This is a genomic window from bacterium (assembly GCA_016873475.1).
In the GTDB taxonomy this organism is placed as follows: domain Bacteria; phylum Krumholzibacteriota; class Krumholzibacteriia; order JACNKJ01; family JACNKJ01; genus VGXI01.
In genome coordinates this window covers 1-9,533 of sequence record VGXI01000125.1, presented here as the reverse complement: position 1 = coordinate 9,533, position 9,533 = coordinate 1, and the positions used below count along the sequence as shown (strand labels likewise).

11 protein-coding genes are annotated in these 9,533 nt (G+C 70.5%); all 11 read left to right on the top strand.

What is annotated here, in order from left to right:
- Positions 1 to 1,344 (top strand): sigma-54-dependent Fis family transcriptional regulator, encoded by a 1,344-nt coding sequence (locus FJ251_10475; GenBank protein ID MBM4118145.1) that lies wholly within the window; start codon positions 1 to 3, stop codon positions 1,342 to 1,344.
- 210 nt (positions 1,345 to 1,554) lie between these two features.
- On the top strand, positions 1,555 to 1,965 hold the full coding sequence (locus FJ251_10470; protein MBM4118144.1) for a type II secretion system protein: 411 nt from the start codon (positions 1,555 to 1,557) through the stop codon (positions 1,963 to 1,965).
- The gene (locus FJ251_10465; GenBank protein ID MBM4118143.1) at positions 1,917 to 2,459 is read left to right on the top strand and encodes a type II secretion system protein; all 543 of its coding nucleotides are present in this window, start codon (positions 1,917 to 1,919) and stop codon (positions 2,457 to 2,459) included. The genes FJ251_10470 and FJ251_10465 overlap by 49 nt, the downstream gene beginning before the upstream one ends.
- 149 nt (positions 2,460 to 2,608) lie before the next feature.
- The gene (locus FJ251_10460; GenBank protein MBM4118142.1) at positions 2,609 to 3,604 is read left to right on the top strand and encodes an ABC transporter ATP-binding protein; all 996 of its coding nucleotides are present in this window, start codon (positions 2,609 to 2,611) and stop codon (positions 3,602 to 3,604) included.
- The gene (locus FJ251_10455) at positions 3,601 to 4,368 is read left to right on the top strand and encodes a hypothetical protein (GenBank protein ID MBM4118141.1); all 768 of its coding nucleotides are present in this window, start codon (positions 3,601 to 3,603) and stop codon (positions 4,366 to 4,368) included. Before FJ251_10460 ends, FJ251_10455 begins: the two co-directional genes overlap by 4 nt.
- Complete coding sequence (locus tag FJ251_10450; GenBank protein MBM4118140.1) at positions 4,368 to 5,039, top strand: hypothetical protein; 672 nt, start codon at positions 4,368 to 4,370, stop codon at positions 5,037 to 5,039. The genes FJ251_10455 and FJ251_10450 overlap by 1 nt, the downstream gene beginning before the upstream one ends.
- A gap of 93 nt (positions 5,040 to 5,132) precedes the next feature.
- Positions 5,133 to 6,191, top strand: a complete 1,059-nt coding sequence (pilM, locus tag FJ251_10445) for a type IV pilus assembly protein PilM (GenBank protein ID MBM4118139.1) — start codon at positions 5,133 to 5,135, stop codon at positions 6,189 to 6,191.
- A complete protein-coding gene (locus tag FJ251_10440; protein ID MBM4118138.1) occupies positions 6,188 to 6,796 on the top strand; it encodes a hypothetical protein in 609 nt (202 codons plus the stop codon). Before pilM ends, FJ251_10440 begins: the two co-directional genes overlap by 4 nt.
- Positions 6,793 to 7,518, top strand: coding sequence for a hypothetical protein (locus FJ251_10435; GenBank protein MBM4118137.1), 726 nt, complete (start codon positions 6,793 to 6,795; stop codon positions 7,516 to 7,518). The genes FJ251_10440 and FJ251_10435 overlap by 4 nt, the downstream gene beginning before the upstream one ends.
- Positions 7,505 to 7,972: a pilus assembly protein PilP gene (locus FJ251_10430; protein ID MBM4118136.1), complete on the top strand. Its 468-nt coding sequence runs from the start codon at positions 7,505 to 7,507 to the stop codon at positions 7,970 to 7,972. Before FJ251_10435 ends, FJ251_10430 begins: the two co-directional genes overlap by 14 nt.
- On the top strand, positions 7,866 to 9,533 hold a 1,668-nt coding region (locus FJ251_10425; protein MBM4118135.1), incomplete at its 3' end, for an AMIN domain-containing protein. The genes FJ251_10430 and FJ251_10425, both read left to right, overlap by 107 nt.

Here is a 9,533-nt window from a genome sequence, read left to right as displayed (position 1 = left end):
ATGATCCGTTTCCTGTCGATCATGCTGGCCAAGGAAGGCTACGAGATCCGGGCCGTCTCCAGCGGCAAGGCCGCCCTGCGCGAGCTGCAGAACTGGCGCGCGGACCTGGTGATCAGCGATATCCGCATGCCGGAGATGGACGGCATCCAGCTGCTCGCCGGCATCAAGGCGATCGACGCCTCGATTCCGGTCATCCTGCTGACCGCCTACGCCAGCCAGGAAACGGCGATCGAGGCGGTCAACAAGGGCGCCTTCCACTACCTGATCAAACAGGCGCGCAACGAGGAGATCAAGATGGTGGTGCGCAACGCGCTGGCGCTGCGCGAGGTGAGGAGCGAGAACGTCCAACTCCGTCGCCAGCTCCAGGACGATTCCTCGCTGGAATCGATCATCGGCAGCAGCGAGGCGATGCAGCGCATCTTCGCGATCGTCCGCAAGGTGGCGCCGACCGACAGCACCATCCTCATCGGCGGCGAGAGCGGCACCGGCAAGGAGCTGATCGCGCGCGCCATCCACTTCATGAGCGGCCGCGCCGACAAGCCCTTCGTCGGCGTCAACTGCGGCGCGCTGCCCGAGAACCTGCTCGAGAGCGAGCTCTTCGGCCACGTGAAGGGCTCCTTCACCGGCGCCATCCGGGACAAGGAGGGCCTCTTCAAGGTCGCCGAGTCCGGCACGATTTTCCTGGACGAGGTGGGGGAGATCACGCCCGCCCTCCAGGTCAAGCTGCTGCGGGCCCTGCAGGAGCGCGAGTTCCTGCCCGTCGGCGGCACGACGCCCGTCAAAGTCGACGTGCGCGTGCTCGCCGCCACCAACCGCGACCTCGAGGCCGAGGTCGAGCGCGGCACTTTCCGTCCGGACCTCTACTACCGCCTCAACGTGATTCCGCTCACGGTGCCGCCCCTGCGCGACCGGCGCGAGGACATTCCGCTCCTCGTGCGGCACTTCCTCCAGCGCCTGGCCGAGAAGCGCGGCCTGCCGATCAAGGGCGTCAGCAAGGAGGCGATGGAGCTGCTCTGTGAGTCCGACTGGGCCGGCAACGTGCGCGAGCTGGAGAACGTCCTCGAGCGCACGGTGCTCCTGGAGGAGCGCGAGACGCTCGACCGCGACTCGCTGCCGGAGAAGCTGCTGGGCAATCCGGAGCGCGGGGCGAAGTCCTTCTTCGAGGGCAAGCCGCGCGCGACGCTCGAGGAGCTGGAACGGGAGTACCTCCTCCAGGTCCTCGAGTCCACTGGCTGGCAGAAGAAGAAGGCCAGCTCCATCCTCGGCATCAACGCGTCCACGCTCTATCGCAAGATCCAGCGCTACGGCCTGGATCGAACGCGCGATGGCGTGCTGGTGGAGTGAAGCCCTCGGGCCCCGCGGGGCCCAATCTGCACGGGTCGGCGTCGCGGGACGCGCGTGCAGGGTGCAACGGGAGTCGCAAGCCTCGGCCAGCGCGCGGCTTGAGGCTCCCCAATCTGCAAGGTGGGCTTGGCATCACCCTTGCGTTGAGGGGCCCGGACCGACAAGGAGCCACCGGCGCCCGATTCGGCGGACCAACAGGAGGTATCTCAGATGTTTTCCAACAAGGGTTTCACCCTGATCGAGCTCATGATCGTGGTGGTGATCATCGGCATCCTGGCCGCCATCGCCATCCCGAACTTCGTCGCGATGCAGGATCGCGCCCGTGAGGCGGCCGTCAAGTCGAACGGCCACACGGCGCAGCTCGCGATCGAGGACCTGGCCGTGCAGTCGAACGGCATCTATCCCGCGGTTGCGGATGAGGGTCTGATCGAGGCCGCCATGCCCGGTGGCGCCGCCTTCGTCAATCCCTTCGCTGGCGGTGACGGCTTCACCTGCACCGGTGCTGCTGTCGAAGGCATGGTTGACTACGTGGACCCCGCCGGTACCGGCGTGGCGAACATGTACCAGCTCAACTGCTACGGGAAGACGAACGCCCTCGTGCTAACGCTCTCCAACGGGTAGTTCCGTGCTGTGGACGGCGGGAGCTGGGTGCTCCCGCCGCCTCTTTTCCCCAGTTCTCGAGGTCCCCTGTGCGTGGACACCTGACATCGAGTCGCGGTTTCACGCTCATCGAGCTGATGGTCGTCATCGTGATCATCGGTATCCTCGCCACTATGGGGACGATGAACTTCACCAGCATGCGCAATCGGGCCATGGAAGCCTCGGTCAAGGGCAACGCCCACACCTGTCAGCTCGCCGTCGAATCCTACGCGGCCAGCAACTTCGGCAGCTATCCGCCGGCCGCAACGGCCCTGGCCGACATCCAAGCCAACCTGCCCGGCAACGTGCTCGTCACGAATCCCTTCAATGGCGGCGTCGGGCTCTCGATCGGCGGCGGTGCCCTCGAGGGAATCGTCGACTACCAGGATCCGGTCGCCGTCGGCGCGGCGCAGCGCTACCGCCTCAACTGCTACGGCACCGGCGGCCTGCTCATCCAGACCCTCAGCAACGGCTGATCCCCACGCGTCGGGCGCGACCGCTCCCTGCGGATTGGAACGCCCCGTGCGACAGCCCGGCAAGACGGGCCGTTCGCGGCGATAATGGTCAGTTTCTGCCCGCTGCGGGGAAGAAGTGACCGCAGCCGAGCGGGGGAGGCGCCACGAGCATGAGCACGAGCGACGCCGCGCTGCTGCGCGTCGAGGATCTGCGCAAGAGCTATCGGCTCGGCCTGCGGCGCCGGCAATGTGTGCTGCGCGGACTCGGCCTGCGCGTCGAGCGCGGGGAGGTCTACGGCCTCCTTGGCCGCAACGGCGCCGGCAAGACCACCACCTTTCGCCTGCTCACCGGCCTCGCGCGCCCCGATGGCGGCGCGATCCACATCCTCGGCGGGCGCCCCGGCGACCGCGACGTGCACCTGCGCCTGGGCTACTGCCCCGAGAACCCGCAATTCCCGCCCAACCTGACCGTGCGCGAGCTGATGCGCTTCCATGCCGCGCTCGTCGCCTCGCGCCTGGTGACGACGCGGAACCGCGTCGACTGGCTGGCGGCGCAGTTCGATCTCAGCGGCGTCAGCCGCCGCGAGTTGCGCCAGCTCTCCCGCGGCACACAGCAGCGCGTGGCGCTCGCGCTGGCCCTGCTCGCGCGACCCGAGCGCTTGATCCTCGATGAGCCGCTGACTGCGCTCGATCCCCTGCAGCGGCAGCGCGTGATCGAGATCCTCCTCGAACACAAGCGCGCCGGCACGGCGATGATCGTCTCCAGTCATGTCCTCACGGAGCTGCAGACGCTCGCCGATCGCCTGGGCGTGCTGGCGGAGGGCCGCATCGGGCGGGAGATCGACCTCGGCGCCGTGGGCGCGTTGCCGCTGGCGATGGACATCCGCATTCCCTTCGAGAAGGCGAAGGAGGCGCGCCTGGACGCGCCCGACCTCGAGGGCGTGCGCGAGGGCGACACCGCCGCCTACCGCGGCCTGTCCTTCGCGCGCGCCCAGACCCTGCTGCAGCGCTGGAGCGCGCTGGGCATCCCGATCCTCGAGCTGGCCGAGCGCCGTGAGCTGCCCGCCGCCGAGATCCTGGCCAGCATCGCCGAGGACGCCGCGCCGGCGGCCGTGAGCGAGCCCGCGCGCGCGCGCGACCGCGACCGCGACAAGGAGCGCGTATGAGGAACGTCGTCGTGCTCACGCTGGCCAGCCTGCGCGAGGCCCTGCGCGACCGCCTGCTCTACAGCCTGCTCGGGCTGGGCGCCGTCGTTCTCGGCGTCCTCGCCCTGATGGCGCCGCTCACCCTGGGCGGGCGCGAGAAGACATTTCACGACGCCGCCCTGGCCTGGATCCACGCCTCGGCGCTGCTGACGATGCTGGTGCTGGGGGCCTGGACGCTCCACCGCGAGCGCGAGCGCGGCATCTGGCTGAGCGTTCTGGCGCGGCCGATCTCGCGCCAGGAGTACCTGCTCGGGCGCCTGGCCGGCCTGCTCGGCACACTCGGCCTCGTCATCGGCGCCGCGACCCTGATCTACCTCGCCATCGGCTGGGCGACGCGGGTGCCGCTCCTGCCGGGCCTCGGCACGGCGCTGCTCTACGTGTTCCTCGAGATGAGCCTGCTCGCCGGCATCGTGCTCCTCTTCTCGACCTTCACCGGCCTGGTGATGACGCTCTTCCTCGCGCTCGCCGTCTTCGCCGCCGGGCACCTCTCGGCGGATCTCCTGCGCTTCGCGGCCCTGACCGAGAGCGGCTTCCTGCGCGCGCTGGCCCTGGCCGCACACTGGCTGCTGCCGCACCTGGAGCTCTACCGCGTGCGCACCAGCCTGGTCGGCGGCGACCTGCCCGCCCCCGGGGCGCTGCTCGGCGCGCTGGGCTACACGCTGCTCTACTTTCTGGCGCTCGTCGGCGCAGCGGCGGCCATCTTCGCGCGTCGCGAGATCCGCTGATGCCGCGTTCGCTGGCCCTCGTCGCGCTCAGCCTCCTGCTGCTCGCCGGCGCGCAGCTCAGCCAGCCGGCGCCGCTGATCCGCCAGCAGGAGCCCCAGCGGCCGCTGGAAGCCGTGCTGCTCGGCAGCGAGGCGCTGCTCGCGGACTACTACTGGTTCGATCTGCTCCAGTACTACGGCGGCTATCGTCTCGGCCAGCACGACCTCGCGAGCTTCAACGCGCGCGTCGAGCGCCTCCTGCGCCTGGACCCCGCCTTCCACCGCGCCACCCTCTTCGCGGCCGTCGTCCGCGCCACGGACATGCAGGACCCCGCAGGTGCCCTGCGCTGGCTGGCCTATGCGGAGCGGGCCAATCCGACCTACTGGGTCTATCCCTACGAGCAGGGCTTCTTCCACTACCTGTGGCTCGAAAACTACCGGGAGGCACGGGCCGCCTTCGCGCGGGCGGGGCGCTGCCCGGACGCCCACCCGGCCTGGAGGCATTTCGTGGCCCGCATCGACGAACTCGGCGGCGATCCGCGGCTGGCCCGCGAAATGTGGCTGGCGGTGGCGGAAACTGCCGAGCATCCCCGGGTGCGCGAGGCCGCGCTCGAGAATGTCCGCCGTCTGGAAGCAATCCTGCTAGAGCGCAGTCAGAAGCCCCCGACGACGCCCGACCCTCCGCCCTCATGAGGAAGGATGGCACGTCGCTTGCAGCCCTGAAGGTGCAACCGGAGTCCGGCCGGGTTGGCGCATTGCCCGCCGCCCCGCTCCCCAGGAGGTGAAATGAAGCTGCCCTTCAAGAAAGAGAGCGATCACGTGGTCGCCCTCGACATCGGCAGCCGGCTCGTCAAGGTCGTCGAGATCGGCCGCGGCGAGAACGGACCGCGCCTTCTGCGCTACGGCACCTCCCATGTCTCCCCGGACGCGGTCGTCGAGGGTGAGATCATGGACAGGGATCTGCTGCTGGAAGCGATCGAGGCCGCCTTCGCAAACGCGGGCATCAAGAAGGGCAAGGTGGTGAGCGCGGTCTCCAGCCGCTCGGTCATCGTCAAGCGCCTGCTCATGGATCGGATGAGCAGCGAAGAAGCGCGGGCCCTCATCGAGATGGAGGCCTCCAGCCACATCCCCTTCGAGATCGAGGACGTCAGCCTCGACTTCCAGCTCCTCGAGCCCAACGCCGGCGACGGCAAGATGGAGGTCCTGCTCGTCGCCGCCAAGCGCGAGGTGATCTACGAGCACCTCTCGCTGCTGCGCGACGCCGGGCTCAGCCCCGCGGTGATCGACGTCGATACCTTCGCGATCCAGAACCTGCACGAGGGCCTGCGTCGCGAGGAACCCCTGGCCACCCTGGTGAACGTGGGTTCCGAGGTGACGAACGTCAGCATCGTCCGCGAGGGCTTCCCGCTGTTCACGCGGGACTTCAGCGTCGGCTGCGGTCAGTACGTCGAGGCCCTCCAGCGCGACCTGGAGATCCCCTACGAGGACGCGCTGAAGCTGATCAGCACGAACAACGTCGAGAACACGCATCCGCAGGAGGCGGGTCAGGAAACGATCGCCCGCCTTGCCGAGGAGATCGCCGTCGGCCTCGAGCGCAGCCTCGCCTACCTGCGCTCGGCCGGCGAGGTCGAGGAACTCAGCGGCGTCTTCCTCTCGGGCGGCGGCGGCAATCTGCCCGTGCTGCGCGAGCGGCTCGAAGAGCGCCTGCGCCTGCCGGTGAAGGCCGTCGATCCCCTGGCCGCGCTCGAGCTGGACCCCGCGATGGAATCCGAGATGCGTGAGCTGGGTCTGCCGGCCTTGCTCGGCGTCGCGGTCGGGCTCGGTCTGCGGGAGGTGAGCGCATGATTCGCATCAACCTGCTGCCCAGCGAGGATCGGCCCCGCCAGCGCCAGCTGCGCGTGCCCGGCAAGGTCTCGCTCGCCATCTACCTGGGCGCCTTCCTCATCGTGGCGGCCGGGGCCTACACCTTCCTCCAGCAGAGCCGCCGCCTGGCGGCGCTCGAGGCGAAGCGCGTCGAGCAGAACGCGGAGGAGGAGCGCCTCGCCCGCCAGACCAAGGCGATCGAGCAGCTCGAGGTGCAGAGCGCCCTGCTCACGCAGCGCCTGGATGTCCTCAAGCAGCTCGAGGTGCACCGCTTCGAGAATGTCGAGTGGCTGAACGCCGTCAACCTCGTGTTGCCGCCCGGCCTCTGGCTCAAGCAGCTCGGCCGCAGCCAGGGCGGCAACAAGAGTACGCTCGAGGGCATCGCCGAAGGCTTCCAGCCGGTCTCCGACCTGATGAAGGCGATGGAGCTGAGCGGCAACTTCAACACCGTCCAGCTGGTCAAGGCCGAGCGCAACCTGCTCGGCACGAAGCAGATGATCTTCTTCACGGTGTCGGCGGCCTGGGGGGGCAGCGGCCCGCCGCCCGCGCCGGCACCCGAACCCAGTCCCGAGGGCAAGACGTCATGAACCTGCAGGATCCCCTCGTCCAGCGGCGGGCCTTCACGATCCTCATCACGCTGCTGCTGGGCTATGTCTTCTTCGGGAGCACCCTGCTGCCCTTCACCTATCGCGTGAAACGGGCGCAGATCACGCGTCTGGAGGCCGAGCTCGCCGAGCAGGAGCGCAAGCTGGGCATCGCCCGCAGTCGGGCGGGGCGGCTCGAGGCTCTGCAATCCCGCATGGCCGAGATGCAGCAGGACTGGCAGCGCCTCGAAGCGCTGCTGCCGCGCACCGAGGAGATGCCCGAGTTCTTGCGCGAGATCGCGCGCCTCGCCGGCGCGGTCGGCGTCAAGATCGACCTCCTGCAGCCCGGCCCGGGGGCGCCCGGCGAGGGCGTGCAGACGCGGCCGATCGAGATGCGCGTGCACGGCGACTACCACAACGTCGGCCAGTTCATCGCCCAGGTCGCCAACGCCTCGCGGGTGATCCGCACGGAGGGGCTCACGCTCAAGGGGCTCGACGAAACCTCCAAGCGCAAGACCATCGAGGGCGGCTTCAAGGACGGCAGCATCGAGGCTACCTTCCAGGCCACCCTCTACATGATGGACTCCGGCGCCGTCGCCACCGTCGCCGCCGCTCCGGAACCGGCGACTCCCGGTGCGTCCGCGCGCGGCAAGGCGACCTCCGCCAAGGCCGGCAAGCTCGCCAAGGCCAAGCCTGCCCAGGAGGCCAGCAATGCGAAGCGTTGATCGTCCCGCGTCCGGCCTGCTGCTGGCGGCGCTCTGCGCGCTCGCCGGCGCGCTGCCGGCCCTCGCCGAGACGCCCGCGCCGGCGACGCCGAGCGCGCTGGCGCCGCCCGAAGAGGTCTTTCCGCTCCAGCGCTTCGATCTGCGCACCGTGCCCTACGAGGCCAGCCTGGCGCGCGACCCCTTCGCGCTGCCCGACTACGCCGTCGGGACGAAGCGCAGCTCGGCCGAGCTCGACCTGCGCAGCGCCGTGCTGGTCGGCATCGTGCGCCTGCGCGACGGCGGCTACATCGCGCTGGTGGAGGACGAGAACGGCGACAGCTACGCCCTGACCAAGGGCGACCCGATCGATGAGGGCCAGGTCGTCGCCATCGACGAGGCGGCCCTCATCGCCTGGATGCGCAACGGCGACTCGCGGCAGCAGGTCCGCCTGGAGCTCGCCAAGGAAGGAGAGTGAGATGCTCGTCAAGACCATGAGGATCGCCGGTCTGCTGGCCATCCTGGCCGCAACCGGCCCGTCAGCCCAGGCGGCCACGCTGCTCGACTCCCTGCAGTGGGAGAACGGCGTGCTGATCCTCGGCTTCGACGGCCCCTTCGAGAGCCGTAACCTCGTGATGAGCGAGCCGGACCGAATCGTCCTCGACTTCCCCGGCGTGCGGACCGTGCTCGCGCAGGCCAGCTATCCGGGCGAAGGCGCGCTGCAGCGGATCCGCGTCGGCCAGAACGAGCCCGAAGAGCCGGGCGGCCTCAAGGCCCGCGTCGTGCTCGACCTCGCCTCGGCGCAGAACTTCCTCACGGAAGTGGGCGAGCGCAGCCTGCGCGTCGTCCTCAGCCCGACGGCGAGCGCCGCCGCGCCGGCAGCGGAATCGCAGCCGGCGCCATCCGCGCCCGCTGCCGTGGCCGAGGCGCCCGCCGCGCCCGCCCTGCGGCCGGCCGACCTCTCCGGGCTGAACCGTGAATCGGCCGTGGCGGCCCCCGCGGAGCCCAGCGTCGCGGTGTTCTTGGCCAGCGAGGATCCGGCGCCCCCCGCCTGGGAGAGCGCGGCGAGCCCCGCGAGCGAGGCGCCGCTGCCGGCCCTGATCCCGGCCGCCGCCAGCGATCCGATCTTCGTCGCCAGCGATCCCTTCGAGCCGACGGCGGCCGAGCAGCTCTTCGCCGAGCTGCCGGCGCCGCCCAGCGAGCTGCCGGCCCCGGCGGCGACGGAGCCGGCGCGCGCCGAGGAGCCGAAGGTGGTCTGGACCGCCGCCCCGGCCGCGCCCGGGGCGACGCCCACAGCCGAGCCGGAGACCGCGAGCGCACCGGCGCCGCTCATCGCCAGCGCCGCCAGCGGCATCGCGAGCGGCGAGGCGCTCTTCGCCGCGCTGTCCGCTCCGGCCACCGGCGCCGCGAGCGCGCCGGCCGGCGAGAGGCGCGCAGCGGTCGTGGCCGAGCCGGCGCCTGCGGCCAGCGCCCCGGCCGAGTCGCCGGCCCTATCCGCGCCGAGCGGCGCTCCCGAGTTCGGCCGCGAGCTGACCCTTGCCGCCGCGGTCGAGGAACTGACCGGCGAAGCAGCGCCGACGGCCGCGCCGCGGCAGTTCGCCCAGGCGGAGACGCCGGCCGCGAAGCGCGCCGAGCGCGAGCCCGAGCCGCTCCTGCTCAGCGGCAAGCGCCCCGCCAAGGGCGACAGCGCGCCGATCACGCTCGAGATGCGGGGCGCCGAGTTCCGCACCCTGCTGCACGCCTTCTCCGAGTTCGCGGGCGTCAACATCGTCGCCGGCAAGGAAGTGCAGGGCAAGGTCTCGGTGCACCTGACGGCCGTGCCTTGGCGCGAGGCCCTGGCCGCGGTCTGCAGCGCGAACGGCTACACGGTGAAGGAGGAGTACGGCGTCCTGCGGGTTGCGCCGCGCAGCAGCCTGCTCCAGGAGGAGATGGAGCTGCTCACGGCCGAGCGCAAGCGCAGCGAGTACCTGCCGCTCGAGACGGAAGTGATCAAGCTCTCCTACGCCGTCGCCGGCGAGCTGACCGAGCCGCTGGCCCCC